The 18,661-nt window shown below is 75.6% G+C and carries 15 protein-coding genes and 1 pseudogene; 11 read left to right on the top strand and 5 right to left on the bottom strand.

The features are described 5' to 3' along the window. The first annotated feature begins 162 nt into the window (after positions 1-162). On the top strand, positions 163-735 hold the full coding sequence (locus tag ACFVFS_RS38055; protein WP_380629585.1) for a MarR family winged helix-turn-helix transcriptional regulator: 573 nt from the start codon (positions 163-165) through the stop codon (positions 733-735). A 72-nt stretch (positions 736-807) separates the two neighbouring features. On the opposite strand, the gene ACFVFS_RS38050 is transcribed toward ACFVFS_RS38055, so the two are convergent. Further along, positions 808-1,551: a gamma-glutamyl-gamma-aminobutyrate hydrolase family protein gene (locus ACFVFS_RS38050; RefSeq protein WP_380629584.1), complete on the bottom strand. Its 744-nt coding sequence runs from the start codon at positions 1,549-1,551 to the stop codon at positions 808-810. Continuing rightward, complete coding sequence (locus ACFVFS_RS38045; RefSeq protein WP_380629583.1) at positions 1,548-3,056, bottom strand: aldehyde dehydrogenase; 1,509 nt, start codon at positions 3,054-3,056, stop codon at positions 1,548-1,550. The genes ACFVFS_RS38050 and ACFVFS_RS38045 overlap by 4 nt, the downstream gene beginning before the upstream one ends. A gap of 154 nt (positions 3,057-3,210) precedes the next feature. Here ACFVFS_RS38045 and ACFVFS_RS38040 point away from each other — a divergent pair, with 154 nt between their 5' ends. Genes ACFVFS_RS38040 through ACFVFS_RS38030 form a run of 3 tightly spaced genes read left to right on the top strand, consistent with a single transcriptional unit; the run spans position 3,211 to position 6,509 of the window. After that, positions 3,211-4,713 carry an aldehyde dehydrogenase family protein gene (locus ACFVFS_RS38040; RefSeq protein WP_380629582.1) on the top strand — a complete coding sequence of 501 codons (1,503 nt, stop codon included), beginning with the start codon at positions 3,211-3,213 and terminating at the stop codon, positions 4,711-4,713. Beyond that, positions 4,706-5,662: a 3,4-dihydroxyphenylacetate 2,3-dioxygenase gene (locus tag ACFVFS_RS38035; protein ID WP_380629581.1), complete on the top strand. Its 957-nt coding sequence runs from the start codon at positions 4,706-4,708 to the stop codon at positions 5,660-5,662. Before ACFVFS_RS38040 ends, ACFVFS_RS38035 begins: the two co-directional genes overlap by 8 nt. Further along, entirely contained in the window at positions 5,655-6,509 is an 855-nt protein-coding gene (locus ACFVFS_RS38030) for a fumarylacetoacetate hydrolase family protein (RefSeq protein WP_380629580.1), read from the top strand. The genes ACFVFS_RS38035 and ACFVFS_RS38030 overlap by 8 nt, the downstream gene beginning before the upstream one ends. Positions 6,510-6,606: 97 nt before the next feature. Here the strand turns inward: ACFVFS_RS38030 and ppc are convergent, their stop codons facing one another. After that, complete coding sequence (gene ppc / locus ACFVFS_RS38025) at positions 6,607-9,405, bottom strand: phosphoenolpyruvate carboxylase (protein ID WP_380629579.1); 2,799 nt, start codon at positions 9,403-9,405, stop codon at positions 6,607-6,609. 263 nt (positions 9,406-9,668) lie between these two features. Between ppc and ACFVFS_RS38020 the strand changes: the two genes are divergently transcribed. Then, on the top strand, positions 9,669-10,940 hold the full coding sequence (locus tag ACFVFS_RS38020; protein WP_380629578.1) for a sensor histidine kinase: 1,272 nt from the start codon (positions 9,669-9,671) through the stop codon (positions 10,938-10,940). 25 nt (positions 10,941-10,965) lie between these two features. On the opposite strand, the gene ACFVFS_RS38015 is transcribed toward ACFVFS_RS38020, so the two are convergent. Together ACFVFS_RS38015 and ACFVFS_RS38010 are read right to left on the bottom strand one after the other, a co-directional pair. After that, complete coding sequence (locus ACFVFS_RS38015) at positions 10,966-11,457, bottom strand: SUKH-3 domain-containing protein (RefSeq protein ID WP_380629586.1); 492 nt, start codon at positions 11,455-11,457, stop codon at positions 10,966-10,968. 131 nt (positions 11,458-11,588) lie between these two features. After that, positions 11,589-12,053 carry a YwqJ-related putative deaminase gene (locus ACFVFS_RS38010; RefSeq protein WP_380629577.1) on the bottom strand — a complete coding sequence of 155 codons (465 nt, stop codon included), beginning with the start codon at positions 12,051-12,053 and terminating at the stop codon, positions 11,589-11,591. A 382-nt stretch (positions 12,054-12,435) separates the two neighbouring features. Here ACFVFS_RS38010 and ACFVFS_RS38005 point away from each other — a divergent pair, with 382 nt between their 5' ends. The 6 genes and pseudogenes from ACFVFS_RS38005 to ACFVFS_RS37980 form a co-directional block, all read left to right on the top strand. Continuing rightward, complete coding sequence (locus ACFVFS_RS38005; protein WP_380629576.1) at positions 12,436-13,599, top strand: Gfo/Idh/MocA family protein; 1,164 nt, start codon at positions 12,436-12,438, stop codon at positions 13,597-13,599. Next, positions 13,596-14,606: an NAD-dependent epimerase/dehydratase family protein gene (locus ACFVFS_RS38000; RefSeq protein ID WP_380629574.1), complete on the top strand. Its 1,011-nt coding sequence runs from the start codon at positions 13,596-13,598 to the stop codon at positions 14,604-14,606. Before ACFVFS_RS38005 ends, ACFVFS_RS38000 begins: the two co-directional genes overlap by 4 nt. Before the next feature lie 20 nt (positions 14,607-14,626). After that, positions 14,627-15,775, top strand: coding sequence for a DegT/DnrJ/EryC1/StrS family aminotransferase (locus tag ACFVFS_RS37995; RefSeq protein WP_380629573.1), 1,149 nt, complete (start codon positions 14,627-14,629; stop codon positions 15,773-15,775). 64 nt (positions 15,776-15,839) lie between these two features. Continuing rightward, entirely contained in the window at positions 15,840-16,955 is a 1,116-nt protein-coding gene (locus ACFVFS_RS37990; RefSeq protein ID WP_380629572.1) for a DegT/DnrJ/EryC1/StrS family aminotransferase, read from the top strand. Between the two features lie 146 nt (positions 16,956-17,101). Further along, positions 17,102-18,103 (top strand): SMI1/KNR4 family protein, encoded by a 1,002-nt coding sequence (locus ACFVFS_RS37985; protein WP_380629571.1) that lies wholly within the window; start codon positions 17,102-17,104, stop codon positions 18,101-18,103. A 90-nt stretch (positions 18,104-18,193) separates the two neighbouring features. Further along, positions 18,194-18,661: pseudogene (locus tag ACFVFS_RS37980) on the top strand (hypothetical protein); the annotation flags it as partial.

The raw sequence follows: 18,661 nt of genomic DNA, 5'->3' as shown, positions 1-18,661 counted from the left end.
CGCCGGGGGGCTGGGCCCCCCCCCCCCCCCCCCGGGGGGGGCGGGGCGCCCCCCCCCCCCCCCGCCGCCCCCGCCGAGTCGTACGGGTGCAAATGGAATGCCCGGCGCGCTAGATTCGGCCCGACGACACGACCGCGGCCCGCCGCGGGGAGGGGACCACCGGTGACCAACCGCACCATCGAGGAGACCGAGCAGGCCGTCCGGGCCAAACTGGGCGGGGTGCCGCTGCTGCACGCCCAGATGGCCGCCGTCGGCAACATCCACCGCGCGGCCGCCGCCGTCCGCCAGCACCTGGAGAACTCCGTCCTGCGCGGCGCGCAGCTGACCTGGACGTCCTTCGTGGTCCTCTGGGTGGTCTGGATCTGGGGTGAGATGGAGACCCGCTACGTCGCCGAGGAGGCGGGCATCTCCAAGGGCACGCTCACCGGGGTCGCCCGCACCCTGGAGTCGCGCGGCCTGGTCGAGCGGGTCGGCCACCCGTCGGACGGGCGGATGGTGCTGCTGCGGCTGACCCCGGCCGGCGAGGAGCTGATGGCCGGTCTGTTCCCGCGCTTCAACCAGGAGGAGGCCTTCGTGGCCGGCGCGCTCTCCGACGAGGAGTGCGAGCAGCTGGCCGGCCTGCTGCGCCGGGTCGTCGGCACCCTGGAGCAGGACGGCGAGGCCCGCCGCGCCGAGCTGACCGCCGACGCTCCCCCGCCGCCGCGCCCGGGCGGGCGCCGCCGGCGCGACGCCTGACGCACCGCACGACGCACCACCGCACCGCAGAGGGCCCCGTCCACGGCTGGACGGGGCCCTCGCGTCGTGCGCTCAGCCCCGGCGGCCCTCGGCGGCCGCCGCCTCGACCAGGGCGTCGAACACCGCCTGCTGGGCCGGGTCGTCGGCCGCGGTGTCCTCCGGGTGCCACTGCACACCGAGGAACCACCCGGCCGGCTCGGCGAGTTCGACCGCCTCGACGGTGCCGTCGGCGGCCCGCCCCGTCACCAGCAGCCCCCGGCCGAGCCGGGCCACCCGCTGGTGGTGGTAGCAGGAGACCTCCCGCTCCCCCGGGCCGGCCAGCCCGGCCAGCAGGCTCCCGGCCGCCGGCGCGATCGGGTGCAGCACGTGCCGGTGGTCGCGCCCGGGGCCGCCCATGTCCTGCTCCAGGGTGCCGCCGAGCACCGTGTTGACGACCTGCAGGCCGCGGCAGACGGCGAGCGTCGGCAGCCCGGCCAGCAGGGCGTACCCGGCGAGCGCGAGGTCGAAGGCGTCCTGGCCCGCGTGCAGGTCGTAGACCTCGGGGTGCCGGGCGGTCTCGCCGTAGTGCGCCGGATCGAGGTCCCCGCCGCCGGGCAGCAGCAGGCCGGAGCAGCGCGCGAGCCGCTCGGCGACCTCCTCGGCCCCGGCGGGCCCGGGGGCGCGGGGCCCGGCGGGCAGCATCACGAACGGCTCCCCGCCGGCCCGGTAGACGGCCTCGGCGAGCGCCTCGGCGGCCACCACGGCGGCGTAGCGCAGCGCCGAGGCGGAGCCCGAGTGGCGGGCGGGCAGCGCGATCAGCGGCCGCGGCCCGCTCACAGCCGGATCCAGGTGGTCTTGAGGTCGGTGTACTTGTCCAGCGCGTGCGCGGACTTGTCCCGCCCGTGCCCGGACTGCCGGACGCCGCCGAAGGGCACTTCGAGTCCGCCCTCCTCGTAGCAGTTGACCCAGACGGTGCCCGCCCGCAGCGCCCGGGACATCCGGTGCGCGGTGGAGAGGTCGGCCGTCCACAGGCCCGCGGCGAGCCCGTAGACGCTGTCGTTGGCGATCCGGACGGCCTCCTCGGGGGTGTCGAAGACCTGCACGGCGAGCACCGGGCCGAACACCTCCTCGCGGGCGAGCCGCATCTGCGGGCCGACCCGGTCGAAGACGGTGGGCCGCAGGTAGGGGCCACCGGTCCCGGGCAGCGCCGCCTCCCCGCCGGCCCGCAGCCGGGCGCCGTCCCGGTGGGCGGCCGCGATGTGCCCGAGGACGCGCTCGCGGTGGGCGGCGGTGACCAGCGGGCCCATCTCGGTGGCCGGGTCGAGCGGGTCGCCGATCCGCAGCGTGCGGGCGCGCTCGACCACGGCGTCCACCACCCGGTCGGCGACCGCCCGGTGCACCAGCAGCCGGGACGGCGCGGTGCACATCTCACCCTGGTTGAAGAAGATCCCCCAGGCGGCGGTGGCCGCCGCCCGCTCCAGGTCGGGGGCGTCGGGCAGCACGATGTTCGGGGACTTTCCGCCGAGTTCGAGCCAGACCCGCTTGAGGTTGGAGTCGGCGGCGTACCGCAGGAAGTGCCGCCCGACCTCGGTGGAGCCGGTGAAGGCCAGTGCGTCGACGTCCGGGTGGCGGCCGAGCGCGCGCCCGGCCTCGGGGCCCTGGCCGGCCAGGACGTTGAGGACGCCGTCGGGCAGTCCGGCCTCGGCGGCCAGCGCGCCCAGGCGCAGCGCGGACAGCGGGGACTGCTCGGCGGGCTTGAGGACGACGGTGCATCCGGCGGCGAGGGCGGGCGCGGTCTTCCAGGCAGCCATGGTGAGCGGGAAGTTCCAGGGCACGACGGCCGCCACCACGCCGACCGGTTCCCGGGTGACCAGGGCGAGCGCGTCGCCGGGGGTGTGCGGGGCCTCGTCGGTCAGCTTGCCGGCGAGTTCGCCGTACCAGCGGAAGGTGGCGGCGACGGCGCGCAGTTCGATGTCGCGCGCCTCGGTGACCGGCTTGCCCATCTCCAGGCTGATCAGCAGGGCGAGTTCGTCACGGTGGTGCTCGACCAGGTCGGCGAGCCGCTGGAGCGCACGGCCGCGCTCGGCGGGGGCGAGCCGGGGCCAGGGGCCGCGGTCGAAGGCCCGGCGGGCGGCGGCGACGGCGGCGTCCGCCTCCGCCTCCCCGCCGGCGGCGACCTCGGCCAGCGGGCGGCCGTCGCGCGGGGAGACCACCGTGAAGGTGGCGCCGCCGCCCGGTTCCGGGGCGCCGCCGATGAGGTGGGCGGTGGGGAGGGCGAGCGCGCGGGCGCGCCGCTGCCAGTCCTCGTAGGTGTCGTCGTCGTCGTGGGGTGCGCCCGTCACGGTGCCTCCGGTCGAACTCGCGGCGGCGGTAGGGCCGCCGGAATGTCATTTGGAGGCAAACGATAACCAAGGACCCGACCGCTTCCAAGGGTTGACCTCCACGGATTCCGGGCCCTACGTTGTTTGGAGCCAAACGAGAACCAGGAGGGCGCGCATGTCCGTCCACCCTGCGGCCGCCGCCGAGGCGCCGCCCCACCTCGCGACGGTGGCCGGGGTCCCCGTGGACACCCGGCACTGGATCGGCGGACGCCGCGTCGCCTCCGCCGACACCTTCGCCGACCACTCCCCGATCGACGGCGCCGAGCTGGCCAGGATCGCGCGGGGCACCGCCGCCGAGGCGGACGCGGCCGTCGCCGCCGCCACCGCCGCCTTCCCCGGCTGGGCCGCCACCGCGCCCGCCGAACGCGCCCGGCTGCTGCACGCGGTCGCCGACGGCGTCGAGGCCCGGCTGGAGGAGCTGGCGGCCGTCGAGACCGCCGACAACGGCGCCCTGCTCCGCTCCCACCGGCGCGGCGTCATGCCCCGGGTCGCCCACAACTTCCGGTTCTTCGCCGACCGGCTGCTCGCCCTCGGCCACCCCGGCCTGGACACCCGCGGGCACACCAACCGGGTCAGCTGGGACCCGGCCGGACCGACCGTCCTGATCACCCCCTGGAACGCCCCGCTGATGCTGGCCAGCTGGAAGGTCGCCCCCGCCCTCGCGGCCGGCAACACCGCCGTCCTCAAGCCCGCCGAGTGGTCGCCGCTCACCGCCTCGCTGCTCGCCGACATCACGGCGGCCGCCGGACTGCCCGACGGCGTCCTCAACGTCGTCCAGGGCCTGGGCGCCGAGGTCGGCGCGCCGCTCACCGCCCACCCCGGGGTGCGGCGGATCAGCTTCACCGGATCCGTCCCCACCGCCCGGCGGATCGCCGAGGCCGCCGGGCGCAACCTCACCCCGGTCAGCCTGGAGCTCGGCGGCAAGTCCCCGCTGCTGGTCTTCGCCGACGCCGACCTCGACCTCGCCGCCGACCTGGCCGTCGAGCAGTTCGACAACGCCGGGCAGGTCTGCCTGGCCGCCACCCGGCTGCTCGTGGAGTCCTCGGTGGCCGAGGAGTTCACCGCCCGGCTCACCGCCCGCGCCGCCGCACTGCGCCAGGGAGACCCGCGCGCGGAGGAGACCGACCTCGGCCCCAACGTCCACCCGCGCCAGCTGGAGCGGATCGACGGCTTCGTGCGGCGCGCCCTGGCCGCCGGCGCCCGCGCCGTGTTCGGCGGCGGCCCCAACGACGAGCTGGGCGGCCTGTACTACCGGCCGACCCTGCTGACCGACGTCCGCCAGGACTCCGAGATCGTCCAGGAGGAGGTGTTCGGCCCGGTGCTCACCCTGCAGACCTTCGCCACCGAGGAGGAGGCGGTGGCACTGGCCAACGGCACCCGCTTCGGCCTCGCCGCCACCGTCGCCACCGGCGACCGGGCCCGCGCCGACCGGGTCGCCGACCGGCTGGTGGCCGGCACCGTCTGGGTGAACTGCTTCTTCGTCCGCGACCTGCGCGCCCCCTTCGGCGGCTCCCGCGAGTCCGGGATCGGCCGCGAGGGCGGCGACTGGAGCTTCGACTTCTACGGCGACCTGCGCAACACCGTCACCGCGCCGAGGGGGTGGGCGGACCATGGGTGAGATCGTCGGCGCCGGGTTGCTCGCCCACGTGCCCACCATCGTGCTGCCCGAGGCGACCCGGCGCGAACTCAACGAGGGCCGGGAGGTCACCCTGGTCACCGGCCTGCGCGAGCTGCGCCGGGACGTCTTCGAGACCCTCGACTACGACACCGTCGTCGTCCTGGACTCGCACTGGGCCACCACCGTCGAGTTCGTGATCGCGGCCCAGCAGCACCGGGCCGGCCTGTTCACCTCGGACGAACTGCCGCGCGGCATGCGCCGGATGCTCTACGACTACCCCGGGGACCAGGAACTCGCCCACTCGGTGGCCCGGTTCGCCGACCGCCACGACACCTGGATCACCCCGATCGACGACCCCTGCCTGCCCGTCCACTACGCCACGATCAACCTCTGGAAGTACCTCGGCGAGGGCCTGCCGGACAAGCGCTGGCTCAGCATCGGGGTCTGCCAGACCGGCGACGCCGAGGACCACCTGCGGCTCGGCCGGGCGCTCGCCGACGGCATCGCGGCCGTCGACCGCAAGGTCCTGGTGATCGCCTCGGGCGCGCTGTCGCACACCTTCTGGCCGCTGCGCCAACTGCGCGACCACGAGTCCAGCGACCCGTCGCACATCTTCACCCCCGAGGCGCGGGCCGCCGACGAGCAGCGGATCGCCTGGTTCCGCGACGGCCGACACGACCGGGTGCTCGCCACCATGGACGACTTCCAGCGGTTCAAGCCCGAGGCCCGCTTCGGCCACTACCTGATGCTGGCCGGAGCCCTCGGCGAGCAGCACTGCACCGCGCCCGCGCGGCAGTACGGGGAGTACGAGAACTCGGTCGGCACCGGGCAGGCGCTGCTCTGGTTCGACCGCCCGGCGGCGGGCTGGACCGCGCCGGCCGCCGGCTCCGCCCTCCGGCACGACCCGCACCACCACGTCGACCCCCACGAGGAGACCGTCCATGCCTGAGTACCGCCGGATCCTCCTGGACGGCGCGGCCGTCGAGGTGCGCCGCGAGGGCGGGGAGCTGGTGGCCGGCGACGGCCGCCGGGTCGACGCCGAGACCGCCCACCACCTGCCGCCCGTCGTCCCGGGCAAGATCGTCGCCGTCCACCTCAACCACCGCAGCCGGGTCGAGGAGTTCGGCATCCGGCTCACCCCGGCCCCGACCTACTTCCACAAGCCGGTCTCCGCCCTCAACGCCCACGGCGGCGCGGTCGTCCGCCCCGAGGGCTGCCACTACCTGAACTACGAGGGCGAGGTGGCGATCGTGATCGGCCGCACCTGCCGCAACATCGCCCCCGCCGACGCCGGGGCGTACATCGCCGGGTACACCGTGGCCAACGACTTCGGCCTGCACGACTTCCGCGACACCGACGCCGGCTCGATGCTCCGGGTCAAGGGCTCCGACACCCTCGGCCCGATCGGGCCGGGCCTGGTCACCGACTGGGACTTCCGCGGCAAGTACCTGCGCACCTACGTCAACGGCGTGCTCGTCCAGGACGGCTCCACCGACGAGATGGAGTGGGACATGCACTACCTGGTCGCCGACATCGCCCGCACCATCACCCTGCACCCCGGCGACGTCCTGCTCTCCGGCACCCCCGCCAACTCCCGCCCGGTGCGGCCCGGCGACGTCGTCGAGGTCGAGGCCGAGGGCCTGGGCCGCCTGCGCAACCACGTGGTCACCGGTCCCACCCCGGTCCGCACCGACGTCGGCGCCCAGGTCACGGCCTCCGAGGAGGTCCTCTCCACGGCGCTCGGCGGCGACTGGGAGTTCCGCGGCGTCCGCCCGCCGGTGCGGACCGCCTTCTGAGCACGCGAGGCAACAGCGGGAACGGCCGATCGGCCCCGGGCCCCGGCGGGGCGCCCCCCCCCCCCCCGGGGCCCTGTGGCGTCCCGGGGAGCGCCGGTCAGCCGGTGTTGCGCAGGCCGGCGGCGATGCCGTTGACGGTCAGCAGCAGCGCCCGGGCCCGCAGCGGGTCCTCGGGGCGGCCGGTGGCGACCTCCTCGCGCTGCCGGCGCAGCAGCGCGACCTGCAGGTAGGAGATCGGGTCGAGGTAGGCGTCGCGGACCGCGAAGGTCTGCTTGAGCACCGGGTTGTGCTCCAGCAGCTCGTTCTCCCCGGTGAGGCGGAGCACCTCGCGCAGGGTGAGGTCGTGCTCGGCCTGGATCTGCTCGAAGACGTGGTGCAGTCCGGCGGGCACCAGCTGCTCGACGTAGTGGCGGGCGATCCGCAGGTCGGTCTTGGCCAGCGTCATGGCGACGTTGGACAGGAAGTTGCGGAAGAAGTGCCACTGGCCGTACATCTCGTCCAGCACGTCGCCCAGGCCCGCCTCGCGGGCGGCGGCCAGGCCCGCGCCGACGCCGTACCAGCCCGGGACGATCTGGCGGGACTGGGTCCAGCCGAACACCCACGGGATGGCCCGCAGGCCGTCCAGGCCGGCGCCGGAGTCGGGGCGGCGGGACGGGCGGGAGCCCAGGTGCAGCGAGGCGAGCTGGTCGACCGGGGTGGCGGCGAAGAAGTACTTCGGCAGGTCGTCCTGCTCGACCAGGGCCCGGTAGGAGGTGTGCGCGGCCTCCGAGACCCGGTCCATGGCGGCGTCCCAGCGGGCCAGCTCCTCGGGGGCCTGGCGCGGGGCGGTGTGCAGCGCCGAGGCGGCCAGCGTGGCGGAGAGGGTCAGTTCGAGGTTCTCCCGGGCCAGCGAGGGCAGCAGGTACTTGTCGGAGATCACCTCGCCCTGCTCGGTGACCTTGATCTCGCCCTCCAGGGTGCCCCACGGCTGGGCCAGGATGGCCTCGTGCGAGGGGCCGCCGCCGCGGCCGACGGTGCCGCCGCGGCCGTGGAAGAGCCGCAGCCGGATGCCGTAGCGGTGGGCGACGTCGCGCAGCCGGCGCTGGGCGCGGTGGATCTCCCACTGGGAGGTGGTGATGCCGCCGAACTTCGAGGAGTCGGAGTAGCCGAGCATGACCTCCTGGACGTCGCCGCGCAGCGAGACGAGCAGCCGGTAGGAGGGGTCGGAGAGCATCTCGTCGAGGATCCGGTCGGCCTGCTGCAGCTCGTCGGTGGTCTCCAGCAGCGGCACGATGCCGATCTTGGCGATCCCGGCGTGCAGGTCGATCAGACCGGCCTCGCGGGCCAGCACGGTGGCGGCGAAGACGTCGTCGGCGCCCTGGCACATCGAGATGATGTACGACTCGACGATCTCGTCGCCGAACCGCTCGAAGCCCTCGCGGATGGTGGTGAAGACGCCGAGGGTCTTGGCGCCGGCGGCGTCCAGCGGGGCCGGGGTGGGGGCGAGCGGGCGGCGCGAGCGCAGCTCCTTGGCGAGCAGCCGCTGGCGGTACTCGCGGGGCATGTCGGCGTAGCGCCAGGCCTCCTCGCCGAGCCGGTCGAAGAGCTGGCCGAGCGCGTGGTGGTGGGCCTCGGCGTGCTCGCGCACGTCCATGGTGGCGAGCTGGAGGCCGAACGCCTCGACGGTGCGGATGGCGCGGGCGAGCCGGCCGTCGGCGATCAGCCCGCCGCGGTGGGCGCGCAGCGAGTCCTGGATCATCCGGAGGTCGGCGATCAGCTCGCGGGTGCCGAGGTAGTCGCGGCCCTCGACGTGCGGGGTGCCGCCGGCCAGGCGCTCGCGGGTGTTCTCCAGCTTGAGCCGGATGCAGGTGGCCTTGAGGCGGTACGGCTCCTCGGCGTTCATCCGCTTGTAGCGCGGGCTCAGCTCGGGGAGCAGGTGGAGGTCGGTGTTGAGCGAGGCGAGCAGCTCGACGGAGGCGCCGGCCAGCCGCTCCGAGGTGGAGAGGGTGCTGCGCAGGTCGTCGATGGCGGCGAGGGCGTCCTTGATGCCGTACTCGTGCTGGAGGTTGAGGACGTCCCAGGTGACCTGCGGGGTGACGTTGGGGTTGCCGTCGCGGTCGCCGCCGATCCAGGTGCCGAAGGTGAGCGGGCGCACGCCGTCGGGCAGCTCCAGGCCGACCCGGGCGAGCTCCTCGTGCAGCTCCTCCAGGACCTGCGGGACGGCGTCGCGGTAGAGCTCGTCGAGGTAGTAGACGGCGTTGCGGGCCTCGTCGGTGGGCTCCGGGCGGGCGATGCGCAGCTCGTCGGTCTGCCAGAGCAGGTCGATGACCTCGGCGAGGCGGCGGTCGGCCTGGCGGCGGACGGAGGAGGTGCGCGCGGGGTCGGCCTGGGAGAGGCCGGCGGCGATCTCCTCGCGGTGGATGCGGTCCAGCAGCTCGCCGATCCGGCGCAGCTTGTTGAGGACGCTGCGGCGGGCGGCCTCGGTCGGGTGCGCGGTGAAGACCGGGCGGACGGCCAGGTGGGCCAGGGTGTCCCCGAGGTGCTTGGGGTCGGCGTCGGCCAGCTGGTCGGCGGTCTGCGCGAGCAGCGAGCCCTCGCGGGCGCGGCGGGTGGCGAACTCGCGGCCGCGGTGCACCTGCTCGGTGACGTTGGCGAGGTGGAAGTAGGTGGAGAAGGCGCGCACCAGCTTGGCGGCGGTGTCCAGGTCGATGTCGGAGAGCAGTTCGGCGGTGGCCTCGCCGTCGGTGCGGCTGAGCAGCCGGACCTGTTCGACCAGGCCGAGCAGCTGGGGGCCTTCCTGGCGGACCAGCGTCTCGCCGAGCAGGTCGCCGAGGCGACGGATGTCCGCGCGCAATGCGGCGTTGTCGGCGACCACGGGGGTCGGGTTGTCCGCCTGGCTGGGGACCGGAGCGGTCACGGCTGGCTCCCTCGGGGTGGTGGGGTGTTCGGCAACGGCTCATCGTCACAGGGTCGCCCCGCGTGTGGCGGGTGTGACGCGTGCGGACCGCGCTGTCCGACGCGACCAGCATAGGTGTCGGTCGGGGCGCTGTCCGCGAAGTGGCCGGATGGCGGACAGGCATGCCCCGGGACCGTATGTGGTCTGGACCACTTGGGACGGCGTGCGGGTTTCCGGCACGACCCGGTGGGTAGGGGCCGGGGGCGCGCCGTAGTCTGTGGGGCATGAGCAAGTCGCCTGGGGAGCGCACGCGGGACCGGTCGTCGTTCTTGTGGTGGCCGCGTCGGCGCAGCGCCCTCCTGGACGCCGGGCTCGCCGCGCTGGCCGCGCTGGAGTGCGCGGGCAGCTCGATCTCGTCCATCGGGAGCCGGATCCACCTCAGCGCGGCGGCCGAGATCGGGATCGGGGCGTTCGCCGCGATGGCCGGCGCCACCCTGGTGGTGCGGCGGCGCTGGCCGGCCGTCCCGGTGGTGGTGGCCCTGCTCGTCATGCCCGCGGTCCCCAGCATGGTGCTGCTGCTGGTCGCGCTCTACACGCTGGCCGAGACCTGGGAGTGGCCCTCGCGCCGCCGGCGGGTGGTGGCGCTCTCGGCGCTCGCCTACGCCGAGACGGCCTGGGTGATCCTGATGTCGATGTCCAACCCCGGCGAACCGGTGGTCGAGCAGCCGCCGTTCTGGGGCCAGCTGGTGCTGTCGCTGCTGGTGGCGGCCGGCGCGACCGCGGCGCCGGTGGTGACCGGCCTGTACGTCGGGGCCCGGCGGCGGCTGATCGAGTCGCTCAAGGACCGCGCGCACGGGCTGGAGACCGAACTGGACCTGCTGGCCGAGCAGGCCCGGGAGCGGGCCCGCCGGGCCCGGCTGGAGGAGCGCACCCGGATCGCCCGGGAGATGCACGACGTGGTGGCGCACCGGGTCTCGCTGATGGTGGTGCACGCCGGGGCGCTGGAGCGGATCGTCGCCAAGGACCCGGAGAGGGCGGCGCAGAGCGCCAAGCTGATGGGCGAGGTCGGCCGGCAGGCGCTCAACGAGCTGCGGGAGATCCTCGGCGTGCTGCGGATGTCCGAGGAGAGCACGTCGGAGCCGGACTCCCTGGCCGGGCTGCCGCGGCTGGTCGACCAGTCCCGGGCGGCCGGGATGGCCGTCACCCTGACCGTCAGCGGCAGCCGGCAGGAGTTCGTCGGCGAGGCGGAGCAGACCGCCTACCGGGTGGTGCAGGAAGGGCTGACCAACGCGCACAAGCACGCCGGCGGCGCCCAGGTGTCGGTGCTGCTCGCCTACGCGCCGAACGGGGTGCGGGTGAGCGTGGTGAACGCCTGTCCCGGCGGCGAACGGGCCGCCGCCGCGCTGCCCAGCGGCGGCAACGGGCTGGTCGGGATGCGCGAGCGGGTGGTCGCGCTCGGCGGCACCTTCTCGGCGGGGCCGGAGCGGGACGGCGGCTTCCGGGTGGAGGCCGTGCTGCCGTCCCGGCTGGCGGTCCGCCAGGACCGGCTGGTCTAGGAACCGTCCCTCCGGGGCGCGCCCGTCAGACCTCGTCCGCGGTGCGCAGCCGTTCCGGGGCGGTGCCCAGGACCAGCGCGCTGATCGCCTGGTCGATGCCCTGGCCGAGGAACCACTCGCCGGTGTGGTCCAGGCTGTAGACCCGGCCCTCCTCGTCGATCGCCAGCAGCGCCTGCCCGTACGCCTCCTCGCCCAGCGGGGCGATCCGGACGTCCAGGGCGCGGCCCAGGTCGGCCAGGGTGCGCGGCTGGTGCAGGCCGCGCAGCGGGTCGATCAGGAAGGGCGTGCGGGCCAGCTGCCGGCCGGGCCCGGCCAGGTCGAAGGCGAGGCCGCCGAACTCGGCCCAGGCCTCCACCGCCGCCGGGAACACCGCGTGCTGGACGCCGGCCGGGCTGCCGTACCCGACCAGGGCGTCGGCCCACTCCTCGGCCTGCCGGATCTGCCAGCGTCCGGGGTGCCAGCCGGCCGCCTTGAGCTCGGCGGCGACGTCGGCCGGGAAGCGCGGGCGGGTCCGCAGCGCGGGACCGCCGGGCGGGGCCGGGGACGGGGAGGGGGCGGGCGGATTCAGGACGGCCTCCGGAGGCTCGGGGACGGGGGACGGGCGGTGCGCGGCGCGGCCGGCGCGGGGGCGGCCGCCCGGCGGGCCGGTCAACCGGCGGCGGCCGGGCCGACCGCGACGCTCTGGACGGTGAAGTGCTCCAGCAGCGGCGCGCAGGAGCGGCACGGCGGCGCGTGGGTGCCGTGGGCGGGATCGTGCTCCTCGCGGATCCGTACCGTGGTCAGCCGGGCGCCCTTGAGCGCCTTGCGTGCCTCGTGCAGGCTCATCGGCTTGCGGGCGGCGCGCTTGGAACGGCGGCCGTCGACCGCGCTCAGGTACCGGGAGAGCAGGACCGCCTCCGGGCAGCGGCCGGTGAAGCGCTCGCGGTGCTCCGGCGGCAGCGCGTCGAGGAAGTCGCCGACCAGTGGGTGCAGCACGGGGCGGCGGTCCGCCTTGTCGCCGGCCAGGGTGTGCACCTCGCCGCCCTTCAGCGAGAGCGCGGCGGCGACGGCGGGCAGCAGGCTGTCGCGGAGGTGGCGCAGCACCGGCGGTCCGGCCGGTTCCCCGGTGGTCATGGCGTCGCCCTCCTCGTCGTCCCGCTCGTCGTTCGTCCGCCTCCCGCCCGGCCCTTCCGCCCGGCCCGGTGTGGCACGGCTGTCAGGGGCCAGCCTGTCAAACGACACTGACAACCGCACATCCGGGGTGCGGAGCGCGCAACCGACCGGCGGACGGGCACGCAACGTTGGCCGGATCCGCACGGCATCATCACGACTCGTCCCCCGGTTTCCCGAATCCGCCCCCGGGTGGCCGCGGCGGCCGGTAGCGTTCCAGCAGCGAGCCAAGGGGTCGGCCGGTCCGGTGGGGGTCTCCGGGGGAAACGGCAACGCCGCTGCTCGCCACGGCCGTTGGGGCCGCCGGGGCCGGGGGGCCCTGACGCCTAGCAAGGGGGGTCTTGCGATGACGGAGACGGAAACCGCCAACGAGGCGCCGGGTGAGCACGTGCCCACACCGGGCACGCCGCCGCAGCCCGCACCGGCGCACCGGATCGGGATCGCGGTGGTCGGTGCCGGCTACTGGGGGCCGAACCTGGTCCGCAACGCGCAGCAGACGCCGGCGCTGCGCCTGCACTGGCTCTGCGACCTGGACGAGGCGAGGTCCCGCCGGGTGCTCGGCGAGTACAGCACCGTCCGCGCCACCACCTCGTTCGAGGAGGTGCTGGCCGACGAACGGGTCGCCGCGGTCGCGGTGGCCACCCCGGCCGCCGCGCACTACCGGCTGGTCCGGGCCGCGCTGGAGGCCGGCAAGCACGTCCTGGTGGAGAAGCCGATCACCACCTCCGCCGCGGAGGCCGCCGAGCTGGTGGCGCTCGCCGAGGAGCGCGGGCTGGTGCTGATGTGCGACCACACCTTCTGCTACACCCCGGTGGTGCGCCGGATCCGCGAGCTCGTGCACGGCGGGGAGATCGGCGACGTCCAGTTCTTCGACTCGGTGCGGATCAACCTCGGGCTGGTCCAGCCGGACGTCGACGTGCTCTGGGACCTCGCCCCGCACGACCTGTCCATCCTGGACTTCGTCCTGCCGCCGGGCGTCGAGCCCGTGGGCGTCTCCGCCCAGGGCGCCGACCCGATCGGCGCCGGCCGGGCCTGCGTCGCCTACCTGACCGTCCGGCTGAGCAACGGCGCGCTGGCGCACTGCCACGTCAACTGGCTCTCGCCGACCAAGGTCCGCACCACGCTGATCGGCGGCTCGCGGCGCACCCTGGTCTGGGACGACCTCAACCCGCAGGCCCGGCTCGCGATCCACGACCGCGGTGTGGACCTCACCCCGCCCGACGAGCTGACCGACGCGATCCGCCACCGGGCGCTCATCTCGTACCGGGTCGGCTCGATGGTCGCCCCCGCCCTGGTCGAGCAGGAGGCGCTGCGCAACGTGATGGCCGAGTTCGCCGTCGCCATCACCGAGGGCCGCGCTCCGCTCACCGACGGCCGGGCCGGCCTGCGGGTGCTCCAGCTGCTGGAGGCCGCCTCGCTCAGCCTCGAACTCGGCGGTGCCACCGTCCCGGTGGGCACCGGCCTCGACCCCGCACTGTCCGAAGCTCAGGAAAGGGCCGCCACGCGGTGAACGCTGTACAGATCGAGGGCTCCCGCTGCCTGGTCACCGGGGGAGCCGGCACCATCGGCTCCACCGTGGTCGACCAGCTGATCGAGGCCGGCGCCCGCGAGGTGGTCGTGCTCGACAACTTCGTCCGCGGCCGGGCGGCCAACCTCGGGTACGCCCAGGAGATCGCCGCCCCCGGACAGCTGCGGGTGGTGGAGGGCGACATCCGCGACCGCGCGCTGCTGCGCCGGCTGCTCGACCCGGGCACCGACCTGCTCTTCCACCTGGCCGCGATCCGCATCACCCAGTGCGCCGGCGAGCCCAGGCTGGCCCTGGAGGTCATGGTGGACGGCACCTTCGACGTGGTCGAGGCCGCCGCCGAGGTGGGCGTCGGCAAGGTGGTCGCCTCCTCCACCGCCTCCGTCTACGGCCTCGCCGAGGTCTTCCCGACGCCCGAGAACCACCACCCGTACAACAACGACACCCTGTACGGGGCGGCCAAGGTCTTCAACGAGGGCCTGCTGCGCTCCTTCCACGCCATGGCCGGCCTCGACTACGTCGCGCTGCGCTACTTCAACGTGTACGGGCCGCGGATGGACGTGCACGGCCGCTACACCGAGGTGTTCATCCGCTGGATGGAGCGGATAGCCGCCGGCCGGCCGCCGCTGATCTTCGGCGACGGCGCCCAGACGATGGACTTCGTCTACACCGAGGACATCGCCCGGGCCAACCTGCTGGCCGCCGCCGCGCCCGTCACCGACCGGGTCTACAACATCGCCAGCGCGAGCGAGGTCTCGCTGCGCGGCCTGGCCGACGCGCTGCTCACCGCGATGGACCGCGGCGACCTGGGCGTCGAGCACGGCCCGGCCCGGGGCACCGCGGGCGGCGTGGTCCGGCGGCTCGCGGACATCGGCGCCGCCGAGCGCGACCTCGGCTGGAAGCCCGAACTGGGCCTCGACGAGGGGCTGCGCCGACTGGTCGCCTGGTGGCGCGAGCAGGACACCCCCGCATCCCTCCCCGACCACGCCTGAGCCACCTCCGGAGCACACCTGTGTCCAGCACGCCCGTCCTGCCCAACATCCCGGTCATGGTGCCCTGGCTCGGCGAGGAGGAGGCCGAGGCCGCCGCCGAGGCGGTCCGCTCGGGCTGGGTGGCCCAGGGCCCCCGGGTCGCCGCGTTCGAGCGGGCCTTCGCCGAGCACCTCGGCGTCGAGCACGCCGTCGCGGTCTCCTCCTGCACCACCGCGCTGCACCTGGCGCTGATCGGCGCGGGCGTCGGGCCGGGGGACGAGGTGGTCGTCCCCTCGCTGTCCTTCATCGCCACCGCCAACGCCGTCACCTACGTCGGCGCGGTGCCGGTCTTCGCCGACGTCGACCCGGCCACCGGCAACCTCACCGCCGCGACCGTGGAGCCGCTGCTCACCGAACGGACCAGGGCGGTGATCGCGGTCGACCAGGGCGGGGTGCCGGTCGACCTGGACGGCATCCGGGCCGCCGTCGCACCGCGCGGCGCCACCGTCGTCGAGGACGCCGCCTGCGCGGCCGGCTCGGTGTACCGGGGCCGGCCGGCCGGCGCGGGCGCGGACCTCGCCGCGTACTCCTTCCACCCGCGCAAGCTGCTGACCACCGGCGAGGGCGGCATGGTCACCTGCCGGGACGGCGAACTCGCCGCCCGGCTGCGGCGGCTGCGCGAGCACGGGATGAGCGTCTCGGCGGCCGACCGGCACGCCTCGGCCGGCGGCGCGAGCCTGCTGGAGACGTACGACGAGATCGGCTTCAACCACCGGATGACCGACATCCAGGCCGCCGTCGGCCTGGTGCAGCTGCGCAAGCTGCCCGCGATGGTCGCCCGGCGGCGCGAACTCGCCGCCCGCTACCGGGACCTGCTGGCCGGCACCGGCCTGCGGCTGGTCGGCGACCCGGAGCACGGCACCACCAACTACCAGTCCTGCTGGGTGCTGCCGCCGGACGGCGCCCCGGACCGGGCCGAGCTGCTGGCCCGGCTCGCCGGGGCCGGGGTCTCGGCCCGGCGCGGCATCATGGCCGCCCACCTGGAGGCGCCGTACAAGGGGGCCGCCCGGGTGCCGCTGCCCGCCACCGAGCTGCTCACCCGGCGTTCGCTGATCCTGCCGCTGTTCCACGCGCTGACCGAGGAGCAGCAGGACCGGGTGGCGGCCGCACTGCGGGCGGCGCTCGGCTGACACCGGCCGCCGGCCCGTCCGTCCACCCGCCATGCCCATCGATCGGCTCAGGGGAGACCACAGGATGACCACCGACCAGCCCGTCCCGCTCGTCGACCTCGCGGCCGCGCACGCCGAGATCGAGGCGGAGGTCCGGGCCGGCTTCGACCGGGTGCTCGCGAGCGGCGGCTACGTCAAGGGCCCGGAGGTGGCCGGCTTCGAGGAGGAGTACGCGGCCTTCTCCGGCGCCCGGCACTGCGTCGGCGCCGCCAACGGCACCGACGCCCTCGAACTGGCCCTGCGCGCCCTGGACCTGCCGCCCGGCGGCGGCGTGGTGCTGCCCGCCAACACCTTCGTCGCCACCGCCGAGGCCGTCCAGCGGGCCGGTCTGCGCCCGGTCCTGGTCGACGCCGATCCCGAGTACCTGCTGATCGACCCGGCCCGGGTCGCCGAGGTGCTCGCGGACGCCGTCGCCCTGCTGCCGGTCCACCTGGGCGGCCAGTTCGCCCCGATGGCGGCGCTGCTCGACCTGGCGGGCGACCGCCCGGTGGTGGAGGACGCCGCGCAGTCCCAGGGCGCCCGGCAGGACGGCCGGGCCCTGTACGGCCGGATCGCGGCCACCAGCTTCTACCCCGGCAAGAACCTCGGCGCCTACGGGGACGCGGGCGCCGTGGTCACCGACGACGACGGCCTGGCCGCCGCCGTGCGGCTGATCGGCGACCACGGCTCGGCGCGCAAGTACGCGCACGAGCGGTTCGGCTTCAACTCCCGGATGGACGCGCTGCAGGCCGTCGTGCTGCGGGCCAAGCTGCGCCGGCTGCCCGCCTGGAACGAGGCCCGGCGGGCCGCCGCCGCCCGCTACGACCGGCTGCTGGCCGGGCTGGAAGGGGCGGCGGCGCCGCGCACCGCGCCCGGCAACGAGCACGTCCGGCACCTGTACGCCGTCCGGATCGGTGCGGGCCGCGAGCGGCGGGACGCCCTGCTGGCCGCGCTGAACGCGGCCGGGATCGGCGCGGGCGTGCACTACCCGGTGCCGGTCCACCTGCAGCCGGCGTTCCGCCACCTCGGCCACGGCGAGGGGGCGTTCCCGGTCGCCGAGCGGGCCGCGGGGGAGCTGCTGACGCTGCCGCTGTACCCGCAGATCACCGCCGCGCAGCAGGAGCGGGTGGTGGAGGTGCTGGCCAAGGCGCTGGCGGCCTGAGCCGCGCGGCACGCGCCGTCCGGGCAGCGGTCGCCCCGGGTCGCGCGCGGGCGTGCCGGGCGGGGGACCGGGTCGCGGGCGCACCCCCTACGCTGGTTGCCGACAAGCGCAACGGAGAACACGCAGCAGCCAGTGGGGGCTCCCAGATGACGACAGGTCGGCCCGGCGTCGCCGCCGCACCGAACGCGGCGTACGCAGGTCAGGTGGTGCAGTTCCCGGACCCGGTCCGCGCGGAGCGGCACCCCGCCGGGGTCCGGGTGGACGAGTACGGCTACCCGGACTTCGGCCCGTACGCCGCCGCGGCCGCCGAGGTCGCCGACCCGCCGGCCGGTTTCGGCGTCGACGAGCTGCGGCTGACCGACTACGTCTCGGCCAACGCCGCGCTGTTCACCCAGGGCCACCCGCTCTGGGCCGACCTGGAGACCGCCGTCGCCACCCCGCCGGGCTGGACCTGGCACCACGCGGTCGGCGGCGCCGCGCCCGGCTGGCGGCGGATGGAGCTGGTCCCGGTCGAGGTCAAGGCGCTGCTGCGGCACCACGGCGGCCTGGCCGTCTCCTCCGCCGACCACACGCGCCGCGGCACCCGGCCGCTGCAGGAGCGGCGGCCGGTGCACTTCTCGCTCGCCAAGGACGGCGGCGACCCGATCGGCGTCTCCGAGGACCTCGTGCAGCGGGCCGAGGAGCGGCTGGGCTACCGGCTGCCCGGCGCCTACCGCACCTTCCTCAAGCTCGGCGGGGGCCGCGCCCCGGTCGGGGTGGCGCTCGACCCGGAGCTCGGACTGCTGCTGGACCAGCCGTTCCTGACGCTCACCGAGGAGTACGGCACCCAGGACGTCGTCTACGCCAACAAGTGCCTGCGCGACCACCTCACCAAGGACTACCTCGGCATCGCCTACGCCCAGGGCGGCATCGTGGCGCTGAAGGTGCGCGGTGAGCGGGCCGGGTCGGTCTGGTTCTGCCTCTACGACGACGCCCGCGACACCGGGGCGCCCGAGGCGGCCGAGGACCGGGTCGGGCGGCTGCTGCTGGCCTGCGGGGAGGACTTCGACGCCTTCCTGCTGCGGCTGGCGGGGAGTCCGGCGGAGCTGGAGACGGTGGCCGGGCTGATGGTGGACGGCGGCTTCGCGCGCGCCGTTCCGGTGGGCTGACGTGGCCCGCGCGGTGGTCCGGGCAGCGGCCCGGCCGGTCGGCCGGGGTGTGGAACGAGCGGGGACGATGGGGACAGGGGTGAACCGGGCGTGGTGACGTACGCGCAGGCGCATGAGCTCGCCGAGGAGTGGATCAACGGCGGGGTGCCGCAGGAGCGGCAGCGCGAGGTGCGGGTCCGGGAGTTCGACCTGGGCTTCGTCTGCTGGGCGGTGCAGCCCGGCGGCGGCACGGCCGCGGCCGAGGGGGAGGCCCGGCTGGTGATCGCCCGGGACTCCGGCGCGAGCACGCTGTGGCCCGCGCTGCCGGTCAACGAGGTGGTCCGGCAGTACGAGGAGGCCTACGGGCGGCCGGTCGCGGCCAATCCGGCCGGGGCGGCGCGGCCCGCGCCGGGGCCGGTCGAGGCGACGTCCTTCCTGCTGAGCCCGCCGCAGTGGCTGCAGGAGGCCGGTGACGCGGCGCTCGCCGCCGAGGCGGAGCGGCTGGGGACGGCGCCCGCCGCGCCCGCCGCGGCGGCGCCGGTGCCGCCCGCGCCGCCGGTGGCCCCGGCAGCCCCGGTC

The organism is Kitasatospora sp. NPDC057692, from assembly GCF_042799475.1.
Taxonomy (GTDB): Bacteria; Actinomycetota; Actinomycetes; order Streptomycetales; family Streptomycetaceae; genus Kitasatospora.
This window is presented reverse-complemented; position numbering and strand designations above follow the sequence as displayed.